Origin of the sequence: Kutzneria viridogrisea DSM 43870, assembly GCF_000525635.1 — a bacterium.
Classification (GTDB): domain Bacteria; phylum Actinomycetota; class Actinomycetes; order Mycobacteriales; family Pseudonocardiaceae; genus Kutzneria; species Kutzneria viridogrisea.
In genome coordinates this window covers 7476505-7496400 of record NZ_CP007155.1, presented here as the reverse complement: position 1 = coordinate 7496400, position 19896 = coordinate 7476505, and the positions used below count along the sequence as shown (strand labels likewise).

At 68.7% G+C, this 19896-nt stretch carries 16 protein-coding genes; 7 read left to right on the top strand and 9 right to left on the bottom strand.

The genetic code is table 11. The features are described from left to right. Window positions 1-51: 51 nt before the first annotated feature. Window positions 52-1269, top strand: coding sequence for a class I SAM-dependent methyltransferase (locus KALB_RS32385; protein WP_025359827.1), 1218 nt, complete (start codon window positions 52-54; stop codon window positions 1267-1269). Between the two features lie 186 nt (window positions 1270-1455). On the opposite strand, the gene KALB_RS32380 is transcribed toward KALB_RS32385, so the two are convergent. Then, complete coding sequence (locus tag KALB_RS32380; protein WP_025359826.1) at window positions 1456-2343, bottom strand: TIGR03621 family F420-dependent LLM class oxidoreductase; 888 nt, start codon at window positions 2341-2343, stop codon at window positions 1456-1458. 494 nt (window positions 2344-2837) lie between these two features. On the opposite strand from KALB_RS32380, the gene KALB_RS32375 reads away from it, so the two are divergent. Beyond that, on the top strand, window positions 2838-3578 hold the full coding sequence (locus tag KALB_RS32375) for a PAS domain-containing protein (RefSeq protein WP_236650070.1): 741 nt from the start codon (window positions 2838-2840) through the stop codon (window positions 3576-3578). Window positions 3579-3643: 65 nt separating this feature from the next. On the opposite strand, the gene rfbB is transcribed toward KALB_RS32375, so the two are convergent. Continuing rightward, on the bottom strand, window positions 3644-4618 hold the full coding sequence (gene rfbB / locus KALB_RS32370; RefSeq protein WP_025359824.1) for a dTDP-glucose 4,6-dehydratase: 975 nt from the start codon (window positions 4616-4618) through the stop codon (window positions 3644-3646). Window positions 4619-4646: 28 nt separating this feature from the next. Next, window positions 4647-5846 carry a macrolide family glycosyltransferase gene (locus KALB_RS32365; RefSeq protein WP_025359823.1) on the bottom strand — a complete coding sequence of 400 codons (1200 nt, stop codon included), beginning with the start codon at window positions 5844-5846 and terminating at the stop codon, window positions 4647-4649. Between the two features lie 138 nt (window positions 5847-5984). Between KALB_RS32365 and KALB_RS32360 the strand changes: the two genes are divergently transcribed. After that, window positions 5985-6578 (top strand): dTDP-4-dehydrorhamnose 3,5-epimerase family protein, encoded by a 594-nt coding sequence (locus tag KALB_RS32360; protein WP_025359822.1) that lies wholly within the window; start codon window positions 5985-5987, stop codon window positions 6576-6578. 97 nt (window positions 6579-6675) lie between these two features. Further along, window positions 6676-8142 carry an NDP-hexose 2,3-dehydratase family protein gene (locus KALB_RS32355; RefSeq protein WP_025359821.1) on the top strand — a complete coding sequence of 489 codons (1467 nt, stop codon included), beginning with the start codon at window positions 6676-6678 and terminating at the stop codon, window positions 8140-8142. A gap of 310 nt (window positions 8143-8452) precedes the next feature. On the opposite strand, the gene KALB_RS32350 is transcribed toward KALB_RS32355, so the two are convergent. The 4 genes from KALB_RS32350 to KALB_RS32335 form a co-directional block, all read right to left on the bottom strand. Next, a complete protein-coding gene (locus KALB_RS32350) occupies window positions 8453-9700 on the bottom strand; it encodes an activator-dependent family glycosyltransferase (RefSeq protein ID WP_025359820.1) in 1248 nt (415 codons plus the stop codon). A 77-nt stretch (window positions 9701-9777) separates the two neighbouring features. Further along, on the bottom strand, window positions 9778-10887 hold the full coding sequence (locus KALB_RS32345; RefSeq protein ID WP_025359819.1) for a DegT/DnrJ/EryC1/StrS family aminotransferase: 1110 nt from the start codon (window positions 10885-10887) through the stop codon (window positions 9778-9780). An 85-nt stretch (window positions 10888-10972) separates the two neighbouring features. Continuing rightward, window positions 10973-12223 (bottom strand): macrolide family glycosyltransferase, encoded by a 1251-nt coding sequence (locus KALB_RS32340; protein WP_025359818.1) that lies wholly within the window; start codon window positions 12221-12223, stop codon window positions 10973-10975. Beyond that, window positions 12220-13455, bottom strand: coding sequence for a DegT/DnrJ/EryC1/StrS family aminotransferase (locus tag KALB_RS32335; protein ID WP_025359817.1), 1236 nt, complete (start codon window positions 13453-13455; stop codon window positions 12220-12222). The genes KALB_RS32340 and KALB_RS32335 overlap by 4 nt, the downstream gene beginning before the upstream one ends. Before the next feature lie 286 nt (window positions 13456-13741). On the opposite strand from KALB_RS32335, the gene KALB_RS32330 reads away from it, so the two are divergent. From KALB_RS32330 to KALB_RS32320, 3 genes are all read left to right on the top strand, one after another. Continuing rightward, the gene (locus KALB_RS32330; protein ID WP_025359816.1) at window positions 13742-15352 is read left to right on the top strand and encodes a beta-N-acetylhexosaminidase; all 1611 of its coding nucleotides are present in this window, start codon (window positions 13742-13744) and stop codon (window positions 15350-15352) included. Window positions 15353-15471: 119 nt separating this feature from the next. Next, window positions 15472-16272, top strand: a complete 801-nt coding sequence (locus tag KALB_RS32325; protein WP_025359815.1) for an NAD-dependent epimerase/dehydratase family protein — start codon at window positions 15472-15474, stop codon at window positions 16270-16272. After that, complete coding sequence (locus KALB_RS32320) at window positions 16265-17482, top strand: macrolide family glycosyltransferase (RefSeq protein ID WP_081789641.1); 1218 nt, start codon at window positions 16265-16267, stop codon at window positions 17480-17482. Before KALB_RS32325 ends, KALB_RS32320 begins: the two co-directional genes overlap by 8 nt. Window positions 17483-17768: 286 nt before the next feature. Here KALB_RS32320 and KALB_RS32315 read toward each other — a convergent pair whose 3' ends face one another. Both KALB_RS32315 and KALB_RS32310 read right to left on the bottom strand, forming a co-directional pair. Beyond that, on the bottom strand, window positions 17769-18989 hold the full coding sequence (locus KALB_RS32315; protein WP_025359813.1) for a macrolide family glycosyltransferase: 1221 nt from the start codon (window positions 18987-18989) through the stop codon (window positions 17769-17771). Window positions 18990-19281: 292 nt separating this feature from the next. Then, window positions 19282-19854, bottom strand: coding sequence for a TetR/AcrR family transcriptional regulator (locus KALB_RS32310; RefSeq protein WP_025359812.1), 573 nt, complete (start codon window positions 19852-19854; stop codon window positions 19282-19284). Between the last annotated feature and the right edge of the window lie 42 nt (window positions 19855-19896).

Sequence of the window (19896 nt, the reverse complement as noted above, 5' to 3'; positions counted from 1 at the left end):
TTCCCCGGTGAGGTCTTGGCTGGTCCCGCGCGGGACCTTACCTTCGCTGCTATGACTGATTGTCGCATGTGCGGCGGCGGCCTCACGGAATTCTACGATTTCGGTCGTCAGCCGCTTTCGGATGCTTTCCTGAAGCCAGACCAGCTGGAGGGCGAGTTCTTCTTCCGGCTCGCCGTCGGCGTCTGCGACCAGTGCACGATGTGCCAGCTGATGGAGGAGGTGCCCAGGGACAAGATGTTCAACGAGGACTACCCGTACTTCTCCTCGGGCTCCTCGGTCATGCGCAAGCACTTCGAGCTGACCGCGACCAACTTCCTCGAGACCGAGCTGACCGGGGACGACCCGTTCATCCTCGACATCGGCAGCAACGACGGCATCATGCTCAAGACGATCGCCGATGCCGGTGTGCGCCACCTGGGCGTTGAGCCCTCGCGCAGTGTGGCCGAGGTGGCCAGCGCCAAGGGTGTGCGGGTGCGCAACGAGTTCTTCGAGGAGTCCAGCGCCATCGACATCGTCCGCGAGGACGGTCAGGCCGACGTGGTGTTCTCCGCCAACACGATCTGCCACATCCCGTACCTGGACTCGGTCTTCCGCGGCCTGGACGCGCTGCTCAAGCCCAACGGCATCTTCGTGTTCGAGGACCCGTACCTGGGCGACATCGTGGATCGCACCTCGTTCGACCAGATCTACGACGAGCACTACTACTTCTTCACCGCCCGCTCGGTGCGCGCCATGGCCCGCAGCTTCGGCTTCGACCTGGTCGACGTGGAGCGCTTCCCGGTGCACGGCGGCGAGGTCCGGTACACGGTGGCCCGCCAGGGCGCCCGCACCCCCTCCGCCGCGGTGGCCGAGATGATCGCCGAGGAGGACGCGAAGGGCCTGTCCACGCTGGAGACCCTGCGCGGCTTCGGCGACAAGGTCAGCAAGATCCGCACCGACCTGGTCGCGCTGCTGGAGAAGCTGCGCGCGGAGGGCAAGACGGTCGTGGCCTACGGCGCCACCGCCAAGAGCGCGACCGTGGCGAACTTCTGCGACCTGGGCCCGGAGCTGGTGTCCTTCGTCACCGACACCACCCCGGCCAAGCAGAACCGGCTGACCCCCGGCTCGCACATCCCGGTGCGCTCCCCGGAGGCGTTCACCGACTCGCCGCCGGACTACGCCCTGCTGTTCGCCTGGAACCACGCCGAGGAGATCATGGCGAAGGAGAAGGCGTTCCGCGAGGCGGGTGGCAAGTGGATCCTCTACGTGCCCGAGGTGCACATCGTCTGACCCGCCGTTAGGCCGTTACATCAGTCGCACGCGCCAGTGCCCCCGGCGATCCGCCCGGGGGCACTGGCGTGCGTACCGGAACGTCCGACACACCGTACGCGAACGTCCGACACGCGGGGTTGACAGCGCGTGTCGGACGTTCCGGTACGGTGTGTCGGCGCTTCCGGTTTGCCGTGTGAGTAGCTTTCAGCGGAGCAGTTCGATCACCTTGCCGAAGCTCTCCATGGCGTTCTCCATGACCGTGGTGTAGCTGATGCCGTACACCTCGTTGTTCTCGCGCACCTTCTCCGCGATGTCGGCCGCCGTGCCCACCCCGATCACCGGCGCGCCGAGCAGGTCCTCCTCGGACAGCTCAGGCCCGAACCGGCGCAGCTGCTCCACGGCCGCCGCGCGGTCCTTGGTCAGCAGCGTGGCCTTGGACAGCACGTTGAACTCCAGCTGGTCGGCGCGCTCGCCCGCCGCGGCCCGCACGAAGCGGACCCGCTCGCGCATCTGCTCGGCGGTGGCGATGGTCATCCGCCCGTACTTGGGGTCGAACTGCGCCCCCACGAAGCTGACCACCTCGGCCCGCTGGGCGGCCAGCCGCAGCACCCGGTTCCCGTGCCCGCCGACCAGCAGCGGCGGCCTGGGCCGCTGCACGGACTTGGGCAGCTCCGGGTCGGTCAGCAGCCGGTCCAGCTCGACCACGGCGTGCTCCAGGCGGTCCACGCGGCTGCCCGGGCTGCCGAAGGGCACCCCGGCATCCTCGAACTCCCACTGCACGTACCCGGTGCCCAGGCCGATCTCCAGCCTGCCGTCCAGGAACTGGTCCATGGTGGCGATGTCGCGGGCGAGCAGCCTCGGGTTGTGGAAGCTGGCGTTGAGCACGTAGGTGCCGATCCTGGGCCGCTCGGTGGCCTCGGCGGCCAGCACCACCGAGGGGAACGGCGAGGTCAGGTTGACGTGGTCGGGTGCCGCGACCACGTCGTAGCCCAACTCCTCGGCCCGGCGGCACTTGGCCACCCACTCGGCGCGGCCACAGCCCTCGGAGATCAGCACCACGCCGAACCGCAACGGAGCCCTGCTCGTGTCCATAGTTTTGTGTTCCGTTCCTGTTAGCTTCCGGTGAAGTGGGCGTTCAAAAACGGTTGTGAAGTCGTTTTTTGACGTTGTTCATGTTATCTGATTCTTTTGGCGGTGCTTCAGGTGCCGTTATGGGAAAGCGTGACTGCCTGATAGTCCCCTCAGACTTGCCTCCGCGTGCCCACTGTGCCTCGCAGGGCCCTGAGCTGCTGCAACAGGGGTGAACTCCGGTCGACTAGGGCTCTGCGCGGGGGTGAATAGGGGTTCGGCGGTACCTGGGTAGGGGTACGTAGGGGACCGTACCAAATGCTGTTGGGTGCCCTCGGCGGTCCGAACCAAGTCCTTTCGGACCACAAGATTAGCCTATGGGCCATGCATCACGTTGACGTGTAAGTGGGGCGGAGGTAGCTTCGGTACGTCCCACCAGAAATAAGCATTATTTCTCGCTGTTTCGGGTGGTATGCGTTTCTTTCTGGGGTGACAGTACGACGAGCTGGGGGCTAGGCATGGGTCAGTCACAGGTCATGGAGGAAACCCGGCAGGACGTCGCGCACGGGGGCGCGCTGTCCGCGGAGCAGGGCCAGAGCATCGCCAGGGCCACCGCCGGGTACCTGGGGGGTTACGAGCACATCTTCAAGTCCTTCTTCGAGCGCTACGGCATGTGCATGGCGATCCTGGACGCGCGGCTGCGCATCCAGGAGGCCAACACCGACTTCCTGCAGCAGTTCGGCATCACGAGCACCGGCCTGCAGGGCAAGGCGCTGTTCGAGTTCTTCCACCCGAGCGTCAAGCAGCACCTGCTGCGGCAGTTCGGCAGGCTCACGGAGAACCACCGCACCCGGTTCACCGACCGCGTGGTGGCGCTGCCGCCCGGCGGCCGTCCCGCCTTCGCGGGCGAGCTGACCGGCATCGCCGTGCACGGGGACGCGCACCGGATCAGCAACATCATCGTGTTCATCAAGCCCGAGCGCAGCCAGGGCGACAGCCAGGCCGTGGTCCCGCAGAGCAAGAAGCTGCTCACCGAGCTCGACGCGCGCATCCTGGAGGGTGTCGCCGTCGGTACCGGCACGGTGCGGCTGGCCACCAGCCTCTACCTGAGCCGTCAGGGCGTGGAGTACCACGTCAGCACGATGCTGCGGAAGTTCAAGGTGCCCAACCGCGCGGCACTGGTCTCGAAGAGCTACTCCATGGGCATCCTCACCGTCGGCGCCTGGCCGCCGCACGTGCCCGCCGAGTACATCAAGTAGTACCGCGACACACCGGAAGGCCGTTGGGGGGACTGGGCTCCCCAACGGCCTGTTCGGCGTCGGCCTCAGGCCGACTTGAGCGGTTCCCACCAGGCCCGGTTCTTCTCGTACCACTGCACGGTGTCCGCGAGCCCCTGCTCGAAGGGCACCTGCGGGGTGTAGCCCAGCTCGGTGGAGATCTTGGTGATGTCCACCGAGTAGCGCCGGTCGTGGCCCTTGCGGTCCTCGACGGGGCGCACCGAGGACCAGTCCCGGCCGGTGGCGGCCAGCAGCTTCTCGGTCAGCTCGCGGTTGGTCAGCTCGGTACCGCCGCCGATGTTGTAGATCTCACCGGGACGGCCGCCCTCGGCCACCAGCTGGATCCCGCGGCAGTGGTCGTCCACGTGCAGCCAGTCGCGCACGTTCAGGCCGTCCCCGTAGAGCGGGACCTGCTTGCCGTCCACCAGGTTCGTCACGAACAGTGGGATGACCTTCTCCGGGAACTGGTACGGCCCGTAGTTGTTGGAGCAGCGCGTGATGCACACCGGTAGCCCGTGCGTGCGGTGGAACGAGCGCGCCAGCAGGTCGGAGGAGGCCTTCGAGGCCGAGTACGGCGAGTTCGGCTCCAGCGGGTGGGTCTCCGGCCAGGAGCCGGTCTCGATCGTGCCGTACACCTCGTCGGTGGACACGTGCACGAACTTGCCCACGCCCGCGTCCAGCGCGCCCTGCAACAACATCTGGGTGCCCAGCACGTTGGTCAGCACGAAGTCGGCCGAGCCCGCGATGGAACGGTCCACATGGGACTCCGCGGCGAAGTGCACCACGAGGTCGGTGCCCGCCATCACCTCGGAGACCACCGCGGGGTCGCAGATGTCACCCTGCACGAAGCGCAGCCGCGAACTGGTGTCCACGGGTGCGAGGTTGGCCAGGTTGCCCGCGTAGGTCAGCTTGTCCAGCACGACGACCTCGGCCTCGGCGTAGGCCGGGTAGGCGCCGCCGACCAGCTGACGGACGTAGTGCGAGCCGATGAAGCCGGCGCCGCCCGTCACCAGTATGCGCATCTTCTCGTGTCCTTTCGGTGCAGTGCTCTCAGACCGCCAGCCACGACTCGACCAGCGAGACCGCGCGGTCGGTGCCGCCGGCCTGTTCGATGTGCCCGCGCATCTCCTGCGCGCGCTGCCGGTACCCGGGGTCGGCGGCGACCGCGGTGACGGCGGCCACCAGCTCACCGGCACCCGCCGTGCCGCGGTCGATCATGCGGCCCAGTCCCAGGTTCGCCACCTGGCCGCCGATCACCTGCTGGTCCACGTGGTGCGGCACGCAGACCATCGGCACGCCAAGGCTGAGCGCCTCCATGACGCTGCCCATGCCGCAGTGCGTGACGAAGACGTTGGTGTGCTTGAGCACCGCGGGGTGGGCCACCCACTGGCGAGCCTCCACATTGGACGGAAGCGCGCCGAGTTCGGCGGGGTCCACGGCGGACCCCAGCGTCATCACCACGTGCCAGGGCTGCTCGGCGAAGGCCTCGGCGCAGCGGCGGAAGAACTCGATGCGACCCGGGCTGTACGAGGTGCCCAGTGAGATCAGCGCGACCTTGCGGCCGTCGGCGGGCGGGTTCCACTCCTCGTCGCTGGCGGGCACCACGCAGGGCCCGACGAAGGCGTGCGTCTCCGGGAAGTCCGCACCGTTGACCTGGAACTGCTTGGGCAGGAACACCAGGTTCGGGGCGTGGTCCCCGCCGAAGCCCTCGATATCCACCTCGCCCAGGCCCAAGTCCTCGATCAGCTTGGTCTGCGCGGCGAAGAACTCCAGCACCTCGGGATCGGCCACGTCCATGGCGGACTCGCCGTTGGCGGCCTGCGCCTCGTTCATGGAGAAGGCGGCGCTGGAGGCCATGGTGGGGCAGCTCTGCGCGATCGGCTTGCCCCAGTGCTTGGCCAGGATGCGCGCGGTCTCGGAAGCCGCCAGGTCGTGTACGAACAGGTCCGGCACGTCCCCGGTGAACCGGCGCAGCGCGACCTCCAGCGGGGCGAGGCCCTCGCGCACGAAGCTGATCACCGTCTGCACCATCGCCTCGCGGGAGCCGTCGTCGGACAGTCCGGTCTGCCACGGGAAGGTGGACTCGTAGCCCAGCACCTCGGCCCCGGTCTCGGCAACCCGGTCGGCGAACCGGTCGGCCACCACGCAGGTGACCCGGTGGCCCCGCTCGACCAGTCCGCGCACCACCGGCAGTGTGGGCGCCAGGTGCGCGTAGGCCGGGAAGCTGAAGAACGCGATGTGACCGGTCATGCTCGCCAACCTCGTCCACCTCGATTACCGAATACACCCCTACAGGTGCCAGATTGTCGTGCTCGTCGCCGAGAGGTGGTCCCGCTAGCACGGCGGGACTGGGGAAACCAGCACAGTCGGGGTTGTATGCTGCCGGTCATGGAGGCTCGCAAACTCGCGATCGAGGGGGCTCTCGAATTGACCCCCAAAGTTTTCCCGGACAGTCGTGGCGTGTTCGTCTCGCCGTTTCAGGAGCCCGCTTTCAGCGAGGTCGTCGGTGTCTCGTTCGAGCTGCGGCGAACGATCCACAGCCTGTCCCGCAAGGACGTGGTGCGCGGAATCCACTTCACCACGATCCCACCGGGTTGTGCCAAGCACGTCTACTGCTCGCGCGGCCGGGCGCTGGACTTCGTGGTGGACACCCGGCTGGGCTCGCCGACCTTCGGCCAGTGGGACAGCGTGGAGATGGACGACGTGTCCTTCCGCTCCATGTTCCTGGCCCCCGGCCTGGGGCACGCGTTCGTCGCGCTCGAGGACAACACCGTGATGTCGTACCTGTGTTCGGCTTCCTACGTGCCGGAGCAGGAACTGTCGGTGAACGCGTTGGACCCGGAGATCGGACTGCCCATCCCGGCCGGGATCGACCCGGTCATGTCCGAGCGCGACACCGTGGCCCCGAAGCTGTCGGAGGCCGCGGCCCTGGGCATGCTGCCCGACTACGACTACTGCCAGCGGCACTTCCGTCTACCCTGAACTAGGGGTATCACCAGAGAGGGTCGCGGACTTCTTCTCGCGCACGGGCGGTCAATTATGTTGTGGGCGACGAACCCCCGTGCGACGAGGAGTTCCCATGACCGACGTTGCCGCGGCATCTTCTCACTCCGCGTCGGCGAGCGACTCCGATATTCATCTCCGGATCGCTGGCTCTGCATTGTCCTCAGCGGGGCAGGTCGAGAGTCTGTCCGATTTCAACCGCTGGCTTGTTGCGTGTGGTGAAGAGAACTACACGCATGTGGAAAAGGTGCCGCTCGCCGATCTCGAGCGCTGGCACATCGAGCCGGAGACCGGCAACATCGGGCACGACAGCGGGAAGTTCTTCACCGTCGAGGGCCTGGACGTGCGGCTGCCCGAGGCCGCGGTGTCCTCCTGGACGCAGCCGATCATCAACCAGCCCGAGGTCGGCATCCTGGGCATCCTGGTCAAGGAGTTCCACGGGGTGCTGCACTGCCTGATGCAGGCCAAGGTGGAGCCGGGCAACTTCAACGGGGTCCAACTCTCGCCGACCGTGCAGGCCACCAAGAGCAACTACACCAAGGTGCACCAGGGCAAGTCCGTGCCCTATCTGGAGTACTTCCGGGACCGCTCGCGCCCGCACCGGGTGATCGCCGACGTGCGGCAGTCCGAGCAGGGCTCCTGGTTCCATCAGAAGCGCAACCGCAACATCATCATCGAGGTGTTCGAGGACGTCGAGCTGCTGGAGGGCTTCTGCTGGCTGACCATCGGCCAGGTGCACGAGCTGCTCGCGGTCGAGGACCTGATCAACATGGACGCGCGCACCGTGCTGTCCTGCCTGCCCTTCGCGGGCGCCCAGCTGCCCGAGGTGTCCGGGGACGGCTTCCGCGCCAGCCTCGTGCGCTCCTGCGGTGAGGAGTTCGGCAGCGCGCACAGCACCGGCGAGGTGCTGACCTGGATCACCGACGCGCGCACCCGCTACGACGTGGACGCCCGGCGCATCCCGCTCAACCAGGTGCGCAACTGGTGCCGCAGCGACGAGCTGATCTGGCACGAGTCGGGCGCCTTCTTCAACGTCATCGGGGTCAACGTCAAGGCGGGCGGTCGCGAGGTCGCCCAGTGGATGCAGCCGATGATCGAACCGCTGGGCATCGGCGTGGTCGCCGTGCTGGTCAAGCGGATCAACGGTGTGCTGCACGCGCTGATGCACACCAGGGTCGAGCCCGGCTACCTCGACGTCATCGAGCTCGCGCCGACCGTGCAGTGCACGCCGGAGAACTACGACCTGCTGCCCAGCGCGGCCCGGCCGCCGTTCCTGGACGAGGTGCTGGGCGCCGACCCGGCCGCGATCCGGTACGAGACCGTGCTGTCCGAGGAGGGCGGCCGGTTCTACCACGCCCGCAACCGGTACCTGGTGGTGGAGACCGAGCGCGAGATCTCGCCGGAGGAGCACCCCGACTACCGCTGGCTCTCGCTGGGCCAGCTGGCGGAACTGCTGCGGCACAGCCACTACGTGAACATCCAGGCGCGCAGCCTCATCGCCTGCATGCACAGCCTCTGGAGCCCCCAGACCGCCTACGCCTGAGTCCCGCTCTGGGGCGCGTGAGTCCCGGTCTGCGGGGTTGGTTGATGCCGCTGCTCCACCCGTTGGGTGAGGTGGCGGCATCGTCGTGTTCGGGTCACCGGTATCAGGTGCGAACACGCGGTGCGGGAAGTGCCAACACACGGTACGCGAAGTGCCGACACGCGGTACGCGAAGCGCCGACACGCGGTGCGGGAGGCGCGAACACGCGGTGCGGGAGGCGCCGACACACCGTACGCGAAGCGCCGACACGCGGGGAGCTGGGCGTGTCGGCGCAGGGCGGGACTCGCGCCTCCCAGAGCGGGACTCGCCGTTAGACGGGGACGGAGGTGCGGTGCTGGATGGTGAGCCGTTCCAGCAGCGGCACGACCTCGTTGGGGCTGGGCGTGGTGAGGATCTCCTGCCGCAGCCTGTTCGCGCTCTGTGCGAAGCCGGGTTCGCCGAGCAGGCGCACCACGCCGTCACGGATCTTCTCGGCGGTGACCTCCGAGGCGTGGCTGTACAGTCCGGCGCTGACCCGGTCCAGTGCCTCGGAGTAGACGAGCACGTCACCGTGCCGGATCGGCAGCAGGTACTGGGGCACGCCGTAGTACATGGCGGTGGACCGGGTGCCGAACCCGCCGTGGTTGATCACCGCGGAGCAGGTGGGCAGCAACGCGTGCAGCGGCACGAAGCCGGTGAGCCGGGTGTTGGCGGGCACGGTTGCCGGGTCCATGTCCTCGGGGCTCATCGTGGCGACGACCTCGATGTCCAGGTCCGCCAAGGACTCCATGACGGTGCGGATCGGCAGGTACGAGCCGTCCCCGGTGAAGGACACGCCGGGGGTGAGGCAGACCCGCGGGCGCTCCGGAGCTTCGAGAACCCAATCCGGCACCACGGACGGACCGTTGTACGGGGTGTAGCGCACCGGGACCCGCTGACCGGTGACCGGCAGTTGCAAGCTGGAGGGCACCATGTCCACGGTCCACCTGCCGTGCAACAGGTCCTCGTCGTACTCGCAGTCGAACCGCTCCAGGTGGCCGCCGAACCAGTCGGCCATCGGGTCGACCTCGCGCGCGCCACGCAGTTCCAGGAAGGCCTTGCGCATCGGGCTGTACAGGTCCAGCGACCAGGTGAACCGCGCGTTGGCCGCGCCGCAGGCCTGCGCGGCGATGCCGCCGGAGTAGGTCAGCACGTCCCACACCACCAGGTCGGGCTTCCAGGCCCGCGCGAAGCGGACCAGGTCGTCGACCATCGGGTCGTTGTAGTTGCCCAGGGCCAGGATGCTGCGCTCCACCTTGGCGTGCACCTGCTCCCAGGTGAGGTCCTGGGCGAAGGGGCGCGACCAGTCGGCCTCCTCGCTCTCCAGCAGCCCGGCTCCCTGCAACTCCAACAGGATCTCGTGCATGTTGTGGTTCTCGCCCACGGCCACGGCGCTCAGACCGGTGCCCGCGATGACCGGTGCCATGTCCGGGGTGCTCGCCACGCGGACCTCGTGCCCCGCGGTGGTGAACGCCCAGGCCAGCGGCGTCAGCGCGTACACGTGCGACTTCTCCGACAGGGTCGCGAACAGGACACGCACGGCAGATCCCTTCTCACACAACGGAGCGGCCGGGACCGGGCGACCACCCGCCGAGTCCCGGCCGCGAGCTGGAGCTGTTACAGCGTGCGCAGCACCTCGCGCAGCGCGTTGATCACCTTGTCCTGAGTGTCCTCGGTCAGCGAGGCGTACATGGGCAGCGAGAAGATCTGGTCGGCCAGCTTCTCGGTGACCGGCAGGGCACCGGTCTTGTAGCCCAGGTGCTCGAAGCCGGTCATGGTGTGCACCGGCCACTTGTAGCTGACGTTGAGCAGGATGTCGTAGCTCTTCAGGCGCTCGATGATCTCGTCGCGCTTGGGGTGGCGGGCCACGTAGAGGTAGTACACGTGGTCGTTGCCCTCGGTGATCGCGGGCAGGCCCAGTTCGGTGTCGCCCAGGCCCTCCTGGTAGCGCTGAGCGACCTTGCGACGGGCGGCCAGGTAGCCGTCGAAGCGGGTCAGCTTGCGGCGCAGGATCTCCGCGTGCACCTCGTCCAGACGGCTGTTGTGGCCCGGGGTCTGCACGACGTAGTACTGCTTGGCCATGCCGTAGTAGCGCAGCTTGCGCATGTTGTCGGCGACCTCGTCGTCGTTGGTGACCATCGCGCCACCGTCACCGTAGGCGCCGAGCACCTTCGTGGGGTAGAACGAGAACGCCGCCGCCTTGCCGGTGGTGCCCGCGAGCACGCCGTTCTGCCTGGCGCCGTGGGACTGCGCGCAGTCCTCGAACAGCTCCAGGTTGTACTTCTCCGCCAGCGCCTTGAGCGGGGCCAGGTCCACGCACTGCCCGTACAGGTGCACCGGCAGCAGGCACTTGGTCTTCGGCGTGATGGCCGCCTCCACCTGATCCACGTTCATCAGGTAGTCGGACTCGTTGATGTCGACGAAGACCGGCGTGGCGCCGATCTGGTCGATCGCGATGACCGTGGGCGCCGCCGTGTTGGACACGGTGATCACCTCGTCGCCGGGCTTCACGCCGACGGCGCGCAGGCCCAGCACGATGGCGTTCGTGCCGTTGTCACAGCTGACGCAGTGCTTCATCCCGTGGTAGGCGGCGTACTCCTGCTCGAACCCGGCCACGCTCTTGCCCATCACGAGCTGGCCGGAGCGGAAGACGGTGTCCACCGCGTCGAGGATGTCGTCCCGCTCGTTCTCGTATTCCTGCTTGTAGTCCCACACCAGGGTCGTCATCGGTGCGCTCTACCTCCTGCGTAGCTGACGTGTCTCGACGCCGGTCCGGCCAAGGCAATCCCGTCGCGCGGGTGAGGCGCAACCCCTACTGCGGCACTGCTAGGCGTTTCCCCGGTGTTTGGTCCGCACCCCCGCTGATCAGGGCTTCCAGCCGATCAGCGGTGTGCGCCGCGCCCCCGGACTCCCGGACGTGCGCGCTCATCGCCCGCGCGTTGGCGCGGGCCGTCTCATCGGCCATGACGGCCTTGGCCGCGGCGCACAGCGAGTCGGCGGTCACGGTGTCCACCGACAGGCTGCGGCCCAGCCCGAGTTCCGCCACCTGGTGCGCCGTGATCACGGTGTCGTCCCCGCTGGCCACGATCACCATCGGCACGCCCCAGTACAGGCCCTGCATGGTGCTGCCCGCCCCGCCCTGGCACACGAACAGGCTGGCGTGCTCCAGCACGGCGTGCTGGTCCAGCCACTCGTGCACCTCGACGTTGGGCGGCAGCGGGCCCAGCGCGGCCCGGTCCCCGTCCCGGCCGATCGTCATCACCACGTGCCAGGGCAGCTCGCCGAAGGCCGTGACGCAGGAGCGGAAGAACTCCGGCACCTGGTTGCTGGTCGTGCCCATGGTGACCAGCACGATCGGACGGCCGTCACCGGGCGGCCGCCAGCCGCCGGTGAACTCGGCGGCGCGGAAGCACGGGCCCGCGAACACGTAGGAATCGTCGAAGGTCTCCGCGGCGAGCTGGAACTCACGCGGCACGAAGACGATGTTCAGGTCGCCCTTGGCCTCTTCGGCCGTGGGCTGCTCGCGCACGAACTGCTCGGCGCCCGCCGCGGCGATCAGCCCGTCCACCTGCTCACCCAGCGAGACCAGCCGCGGGTCGGCGGGGTCCAGCGTCACGTCCGGCTCCGCCGTGGGCGGCCCGAGTTGGCCCAGCCCCACGTGCTCGTTGCCGCCGAACCCGGCGTAGAGCCGCACCGAGGGCACCTCGTACCTGCGCGCCACGGCCAGTGCCGTCTCGGAGGTGAGCACGTCGTAGGCGACCACGTCCGGCGGGTCCTGCTCGAACAGTTCCATCGCCGCGGGCAGCGGGGCGTAGCCCTCCTCGGCGAAGGCCACGATCGCGTCGAGCAGCCCCAGCGGCAGCGAGTACTGGTGGAACACCGACTCGTGGCTGAGCACCCGCGCGCCGGTCTCGGCCACGGTCGCGGCCAGCCGGTCCGCCACGAAGTAGCTGACCCGGTGCCCGCGGGAGACCAGTTCCTCGACCAGGCCCAGCGTCGGCTTCACATGCCCGTACAGCGGAAGGCAGAAGAAGGCGAAGTGCTTGCGGTCGTTGTGGTTCATGCCTCTCCGTGGCTGGAGACCAGCTGCTCGGCGGTCTCGGGTTGGTTGTCCTGCCACTGGGCCGCGATCTCGGCGCTGTGTTCGATGGCGAAGCGGACGATCTCGCAGACCCGGTGGATGTCGGAGGAGGTGGTGGCCGGTCCGGTGGGCAGGGCGATGACCTGTTCGGCCAGGCGTTCGGTGTGCGGGAGGGTGACGGGGTGTTCGCTGCGGTAGGGCTCGAGTTGGTGGCAGGCGGGTGAGAAGTACATCAGGGCGTAGACGTTCTCCGCGCGCAGCACGTCGAGCAGGACGTCGCGGTGCAGGCCGGCGTGGTCCTGGTCGACCTTGACCACGACGTACTGGAAGTTGTTGCGGTGGCGTGGGTCGTAGGCGTGCACGGTCAGGCCGGGGAGTCCGGCGAGCAGGTCGCGGTAGAGGTCGTAGCCGGCCTTGTTGTGGGCGACGACCTCGTCGAAGACGTCCAGGGAGGTCAGGCCCATGGCGCCGGAGGCCTCGCTCATCTTGGCGTTGGTGCCCAGGCCGCCGATCAGGCCGGGGGCGATGAAGCCGAAGTTGTGGGCCTGGCGTACGCGCAGGGCGAAGTCGTCGTCGTTGGTGACGATGGCGCCGCCCTCGAAGGAGTTGACGACTTTGGTGGCGTTGAAGCTGAAGACCTCGGCGTGGCCGAAGCCGCCGATGGGGGTGGGGCCGTGGCTGCAGCCGATGCCGTGGGCGGCGTCGTAGATGAGGGTGAGGTTGTGGCGGTGGGCGATGTCGGCGAGGCGGTCGACGTCGCAGGGTTGGCCCCAGAGGTGGACGCCGATGATGGCGGTGGTGTGGGGGGTGATGAGGGTTTCGACGTGGTCGGGGTCGATGGTGCCGGTGACCGGGTCGATGTCGGCGAAGACGGGGGTGGCGCCCATGTAGCGCACGGCGTGGGCGGTGGCGATGAAGGTCATCGAGGGGATGATGATCTCGCCGTGCAGGTTCTGGGCGCGGATGATGACTTCCAGGGCGGCGGTGGCGTTGCAGACCGCGATGCAGTGGCGGGTTCCGGCCATGTGGGCGATGCGGTCCTCGAACTCGCGGACGAGCATGCCGCCGCCGGTGAGGCGGCCGTTGTCCAGTGCGCGGTCGAGGCGTTCGTAGAGTTTTGTGCGGTCGCCGGTGCTGGGGCGGCCGACCAGCAGGGTCTGGTCGAACTCCGCGTGGCCGCCGAACAGGGCGAGGTCGTCAACTCCGCGCTTCATGGCCGTCCTTCGAGTCGTAGGCACCCGATCCGGAAGTCGTTGTGGAAACGGCAATCCCCCCGGAAGCGCGATGCTAGGTGTGAGGGCGGCACACGATCACGGGTGAGACCTCACTCTCGGGCAATCACCAGACTTTGCGCCGAGGGCACAGGGTCACCTGGAGTAGTTCTGCCACTACTCGACTGGGGAAATCACCAGACCTGCCGACGGGCCGGGGGACGCCCATAGCTCAAATGGGTTAGGAAACCAGGCAGCCGAGTCGACGAGCTGGTGAGGAAGTCGTGTGATGAGAACGTTCTCCCGCAGGCTGCGAGTGGTGTGGCTGGCGCTGCTGCTGCTCACGACCCTGGTGGTGCCCGCATCACTGGCGCAGGCGAGCCCGCGTGACGCGGGCGCGCTGGGCCAGGTGGTCCCGGTCCCGGCCAGCGTGCAGCCCGATGCCGCAAACCCCTACCAGCTCAGCCCGATGGCCGCGGTCTCCTTCGACATCCGCTCGCCGCAGGCCAGGCAGATCGCCGAGACCCTGGCGGGCCAGCTGCGCACCGCCACCGGTTACCCGCTGCCCGTGGTGCCCGCCACGCAGTTCTACCAGCCGACCGGGATCTCGCTGCTGCTCGGCGGGGTCGACGGCAAGCTGGGGGATGAGGCCTACCAGCTGCGCTCGAGCAAGCAGGGCGTGGTGATCAAGGCCAACGCCGCCGCGGGCCTGTTCCGCGGTGTGCAGACCCTCAAGCAGCTGCTGCCCGCCAAGGCGCTGGCCAAGACCAAGCAGCAGGGGCCCTTCGGCGTGCCCGGCGGCACGATCCTGGACCACCCCCGCTACGGCTACCGCAGCGCGATGCTCGACGTGGCGCGGCACTTCTTCACCGTGCCCGAGGTCGAGAGCTACATCGACGAGATCGCCCAGTACAAGATCAACTACCTGCACCTGCACCTGACCGACAGCCAGGGCTGGCGCATCCAGATCGACGGCTGGCCCAAGCTGACCGAGATCGGCGGCAGCAGCGGGGTCGGCGGTGAGCGCACCGGCTTCTACACCCAGGCCGACTACAGCAAGATCGTGGAGTACGCCCAGCAGCGGTTCATCACCGTGGTGCCCGAGATCGAGGGCCCCTCGCACTCCAACGCGGCGCGCTCCTCCTACGCCGGGCTCAACTGCGATGGCAAGACCCCGCCGCTGTGGCTGGACATCACCGAGAGCCCGAACTCGGTGCTGTGCCTGACCAACGGCACCGCGTACAAGATGATGGACGACGTGATCCGCCAGCTGGCCAAGATCACCCCCGGCCCGTACATCAACATCGCCGGTGACGAGGTGGACAAGGTCGACAAGACCCAGTACGCCGAGTACGTCAACAAGGTCTCCGCGATGGTCGCCAAGTACGGCAAGAAGGTCATGGGCTGGCAGGAGACGCTGAGCGTGGCCAAGCCCGAGGGCATGACCGGGCAGTTCTGGTTCAACGAGCTCAACGACGACGCGGTGATCAAGGCGGCGAAGGCGGGCGCCAAGGTGGTCATGTCCCCGGCCGACCACGCCTACCTGGACATGAAGTACGACGAGAACAACCCGGCCTACCCGGTGGGCAACTACTGGGCCGGTTTCGTCGAGGTCCAGGACTCCTACAACTGGGACCCGGAGACCCAGCTGGCGGGCCTGCCCGCCAACGCGATCTCGGGCGTGTCCGCCGCGATGTTCACCGAGCTGGTGTTCGAGCGCAAGGACATCGACCAGCTCGCGTTCCCCAGGCTGGCCGCCATCGGTGAGATCGGCTGGTCCCCGAAGTCCACGCACGACTGGGACTCGTTCAAGACGCGCCTGGCCGCGCAGGGCCCGCACATGGACGTGGCCGGGATCGACTACTACCGGTCCCCGCAGATCCCCTGGCCCGCCCGCTGAGCATGTAGGGACATCTCTACACACTCGGTGTTAGCACTCCAGATGCACGTTACGTCGCGACACCATTGCACGTGGCATCACGCGATGACGAAGCCGCCGTGCCCAGGAGCGGAGAGCGCATGAAGATCATTGGCAAGGGGTTCCTCGCCCGCCACCTCTCGTTGGCGTTCGGCGACAGGTTCCCCGACGTGACCGCCATCGCTGTCGGTGTGTCCAGCACGGTGCACGGCACGGTCACCGAGTTCGACCGGGAGGCCCACGCCGTCTACGACGTCCTGCGCGACTGCCGGAAGGACGGGCACACCGCGCTGTTCTTCTCCACCGCCTCGGCAGGCATGTACGGGGCGGAGGACTCGCCGGGCACCGAGGACGGCCCGGTCTTCCCGCAGTCCATCTACGGCAGGCACAAGCTGGCCATCGAGGCGGCCATCGCGGCCTCCGGGGTGGACTGGCTGACCCTGCGGCTGAGCCACCTGGTCGGTGACTGGCAGCCGCCGCACCAGCTGCTGCCCTTCCTGGTGTCGATGGTGAAGTCCGGTGACGTCACGGTGTTCCGCAACTCCCACCGGGACCTGGTCGACGTGCGCCACTCGATCCGGATCATCGAGCACCTGCTGGAGACCGGGGTGCGCAGGACCGTGGTCAACGTGGCTTCCGGCGTGCCGGAGCCGATCGAGCGCATCGTGTCGGGCATCGAACAGCGGCTGGGCGTGCAGGCGAGCTGGAAGATCGTGGACCGGCCACTGGACGCGACGGTGGTGTCCACCGAGAAGCTGCGCGAACTGGTGCCCGACGCCAACGACTTCGGCTTCGGCCCGGACTACCTGGACGCGCTGCTGGACCGGTACGTGGGTCCGGCGGCCGACAAGCGCATCGACGGCCCGACCCCGCCGGTGGGAGGGGAGCAGGTCAGTGGCTGACCGCCTGCACGTAGCGATCATGACCGTGCCCGCGTTCGGGCACGTCACCCCGGTGCTGGGCACGGCCACCGAGCTGGTCCGGCGCGGTCACCGGGTCACGTTCCTGACCAGTGACGAGTTCGCGGCCAAGGCGGCGGCCACCGGGGCCGAGGTCGTGCGCTACGACTTCAGCCCGGCCATGAAGCCCGGCGAGAAGTTCACCAGCGCCGACGCCTGGGACGCCCTGCGGGACATCCCCTCGCACGCCGAGATCGTGTCCTCGGCGGCGGCCTCCATCGGCAGCGCACCGGACGTCATCGCCTTCGACGCCACGATGTGGGTCGCGGGCCGGACCCTGGTCAAGTCGCTGGACAAGCCCGCGCTGCAGCTCTACCCGTGCTTCGCCTCCAACGAGCACTTCTCGCTGATCACCGACGTCACCGAGGCGTCCACCGAGGACGAACCGGCCGAGGAGGAGTCGGGCGGCGAGGAGGGGATCGGCGTCGAGTTCTTCGTGGCGCTGGAGAAGTTCCTCGCCGACGCCGGTGCCGCCAACGTGACGGTGGAGGAGTTCTTCGCCGGTGAGGAACCCCGTCTGGTGTTCCTGCCCAAGCAGTTCCAGTTCGCCGGCGAGACCTTCGACGACAGCCACGTGTTCGTCGGCCCGTGCGTGGACGACCGCGCGCCGGAACCCGGCAACTGGTCGCCGCCCGGTGACGGTCGGCCGATCGTGCTGATCTCGCTGGGCACGTCCTCCTTCAACCGGCACCCCGAGTTCTTCCGCGACTGCGCGAGGGCCTTCGCCGACCTGCCGTGGCACGTGGTGATGACCCTCGGCGGCGGCGTGCGGCCCGAGGAGCTGGAGCCGTTGCCCGCCAACGTGGAGGCGCACAACTGGGTGCCGCACACGCAGGTGTTGCAGCACGCCAGCGTGTTCGTCACCGCCGCGGGCATGGGCAGCGTGCTGGAGTCCCTGCACTGCGGGACCCCGCTGGTGGTCGTGCCCCAGCACGGCGAGCAGCGCGTGAACTCGCAGCGGGTCGTCGAGCTCGGACTGGGCAAGCGGCTGCTGATGGAGGAGGTCACCGGCGAGGTCGTGCGGGACGCCGTGCTGGCGGTCGGCGCCGACCAGGGCATCGGTGAGCGGGTCCGCACCATGCAGCAGGACATCCGGGCCGCGGGCGGAGCCGCCCGGGCCGCCGACTACATCGAGTCGATCGCGCGCGGCTGACGCGCCGACACGGCGTACCGGAGGCGCCGACACGCGGGGTCGAGGTCTTGGGCCCCGCGTGTCGGCGCTTCGTGTACGGCGTGTCGGACGTTCCGGAGCCGTGTGCGAGTCCCGCTCTGGGGGACGCGAGTCCCGGTCTGGGGCGTGCGAGTCCCGGTCTGGGGTACGCGAGTCCCGCCCAGGGGAGCATGAGTCCCGGTTTGGGGCAAGCGAATCCCGCGCTGCCGTCGGCCTTGGCCATTGGCAGAGCGGGACTCAGCTGCGTGTGGGCGGGACTCGCCGTGCGTCACCGGACTTTCGACAGGATCTGGTCGGCGGCGGCGATCGCGCCACCGGCCTCCTTGATCTGCCGCTGCATGTCCTGCACGGCGGACCGCACCCCGTTGTCCCGCGCGATCTCCAGCACGGTGGACCGCAGCGACTGCGCGGTCAGCTCCTCAGGGCGGATCATCCGTCCCAGCCCCAGCTGCTCGACCCGCACCGACTCGGCGATCTGCTCGTCGGTCACCGAGGGCACCGAGATGACCGCCGCGCCGTGGCTGAGCGCCGCCATGATGCCCGTGATGCCCGCCTGGCACACGTACAGCTCGGTGTCGGGCAGCACCTCGGCGTGCGGCAGCCACTGGAACGCCTCGACGTTGGGCGCGAGCGGGCCCAGTTCGGCTGGGTCGATGCCGCGCCCCAGGGTCAGCACCGCGTGGTACGGCAGCTCCGCGAACGCCTCGGCGGCGGCGCGGAAGAACTCCAGCGGGTACTCGGTCGAGGTGCTGGCGGTGATCACCGCGACGGGCAGGCCGTCGTCGGGGCGCCGCCACACCTTCGCGGGCACCGGCTCGGGAATCGGTGGGCCGACGAAGACGTGGCTGTCGTCGAACAGCTCGCCGCCGTACTGGAACGAGCGCGGCATGTAGAGCAGGTTCAGGTCTTCCAGGCCGTCGACGAAGGCGTGCTCGAACGCCTCGGGCGCCACCCCGTGCTGCTCCACGAGCACGTCGATCTCGGCGTCCATCCACTGCCGGAACGCCACGACCTCCGGCGGTTCCTGCTCGGACGGGGTGGTGGCCGCCGGGTGCTGCGGGTCGGTCTTCGGCCCACCGGGCAGTTCCCCGTCGATCTCGGCGAACACCGGGTACGCGCGGATGACCGGCCGGTCGAAGTGCTTGGCGACCACGCGGGCGGCCAGCGGCACGATCGTGTCGTGCACGACCACATCCGGCGGGTCGGCGGCCAGTTCGGTGATCGCCTTGCGCAGCGGGGTGAAGTCCTCGGCCAGCAGCTGGGCGATGAACCGGGCCCCGTCGTCGGCCGTCTCGATGTGGCCGATCCGCTCCGGGAACGTGGAGGGGTAGGTCAGCACCCGCGCGCCCGTGGCCGCGACCAGGTCGGCGTAGCGCTCGGCCACGCTGTAGGTGACCCGGTGCCCGCGACGGATCAGTTCGGTGACCACCGGCAGCGAGGGCGCGATGTGGCCGTACCCGGCGAAGCTGAAGTACGCGATGTGCCGCACCCCAGCAGCTTGGCGGCACGGGCCGCGCGGGCGAAGCGAACCAGCTCAGGAGTGGGGATTTCCCCAGGACGGGACTCGCGTGCTGGAGGCCGGGACTCGCGGGTTCCAGAGCGGGACTCGCGCTACCCACGGCGGGACTCGCGCTACCCAGAGCGGGACACGCCGGTGGTGGTGGGCACGTCGCGCGCCCCCACCCGGCGAGTCCCGTCCACAGGCGCGTGAGTCCCGCTCAGCCGTGCGCGAGTCCCGGTCAGCCGACGGCGAGTCCCGCCCAGCCATGCGCGAGTCCCGGTCAGCCCGCGGACACGACCCCGCGCTCCAGGGTGCGGATCACGGTTTCCACGGCCTCGAAGCGGGTCAGCTCACCTTCGCGCACCGACTCGCTGCCCGCGTGCACCATCCAGCCCAGCACCCGGCTGATCCACTGGGCGCTCACCGAGCTGTCGAAGTACCCTTCGCGCTGACCGCGCTGGATCAGCTCCAGCACGGGCACGTCGGCGGTCTCGATGCCGGTGACGATCTCGGTGCTGACCTGGGGTTCACTGACCAGGAACAGCAGCACGGGGCCGAACTCGAAGTAGACGTGCACCACGCGGCGCAGTGCCTCCACCGGCGTGCCCTGGTTCAGCGCGGCCTCGGCCACCCCGCTGGTGAGCTTGTCCACGGCATCGCCCGCGATGGCGGCGATCAGCTCGGACCGTTCCGAGAAGTACCGGTGCAGGGTGCTGCGGCCCACGCCCGCGGCCTCGGCGATCTCGCCCAGCGAGGTGCCGGGGCGCTGGCTGAGCAGCTCCAGCGCGGCGTCCAGGATCGCGCGGCGGGTGCGGCTGCGGGTGCTCGACTCCGGCTCCGTCTTGCTCGGCATGGGGCCACAGTAGTCCATGAGTGCACCGAAACGGGACCTGGA

Coding starts and splice junctions, on each gene's coding strand:
- KALB_RS32365 (WP_025359823.1), bottom strand. CDS start 5,846: ATGACCGGTCACATCGCGTTCTTCAGCTTCCCGGCCTACGCGCACCTG.
- KALB_RS32335 (WP_025359817.1), bottom strand. CDS start 13,455: ATGAAGCGCGGAGTTGACGACCTCGCCCTGTTCGGCGGCCACGCGGAG.
- KALB_RS32310 (WP_025359812.1), bottom strand. CDS start 19,854: ATGCCGAGCAAGACGGAGCCGGAGTCGAGCACCCGCAGCCGCACCCGC.
- KALB_RS32375 (WP_236650070.1), top strand. CDS start 2,838: ATGGGTCAGTCACAGGTCATGGAGGAAACCCGGCAGGACGTCGCGCAC.
- KALB_RS32325 (WP_025359815.1), top strand. CDS start 15,472: ATGAAGATCATTGGCAAGGGGTTCCTCGCCCGCCACCTCTCGTTGGCG.
- KALB_RS32340 (WP_025359818.1), bottom strand. CDS start 12,223: ATGAACCACAACGACCGCAAGCACTTCGCCTTCTTCTGCCTTCCGCTG.
- KALB_RS32355 (WP_025359821.1), top strand. CDS start 6,676: ATGACCGACGTTGCCGCGGCATCTTCTCACTCCGCGTCGGCGAGCGAC.
- KALB_RS32330 (WP_025359816.1), top strand. CDS start 13,742: ATGAGAACGTTCTCCCGCAGGCTGCGAGTGGTGTGGCTGGCGCTGCTG.
- KALB_RS32345 (WP_025359819.1), bottom strand. CDS start 10,887: ATGACGACCCTGGTGTGGGACTACAAGCAGGAATACGAGAACGAGCGG.
- rfbB (WP_025359824.1), bottom strand. CDS start 4,618: ATGCGCATACTGGTGACGGGCGGCGCCGGCTTCATCGGCTCGCACTAC.
- KALB_RS32360 (WP_025359822.1), top strand. CDS start 5,985: ATGGAGGCTCGCAAACTCGCGATCGAGGGGGCTCTCGAATTGACCCCC.
- KALB_RS32385 (WP_025359827.1), top strand. CDS start 52: ATGACTGATTGTCGCATGTGCGGCGGCGGCCTCACGGAATTCTACGAT.
- KALB_RS32380 (WP_025359826.1), bottom strand. CDS start 2,343: ATGGACACGAGCAGGGCTCCGTTGCGGTTCGGCGTGGTGCTGATCTCC.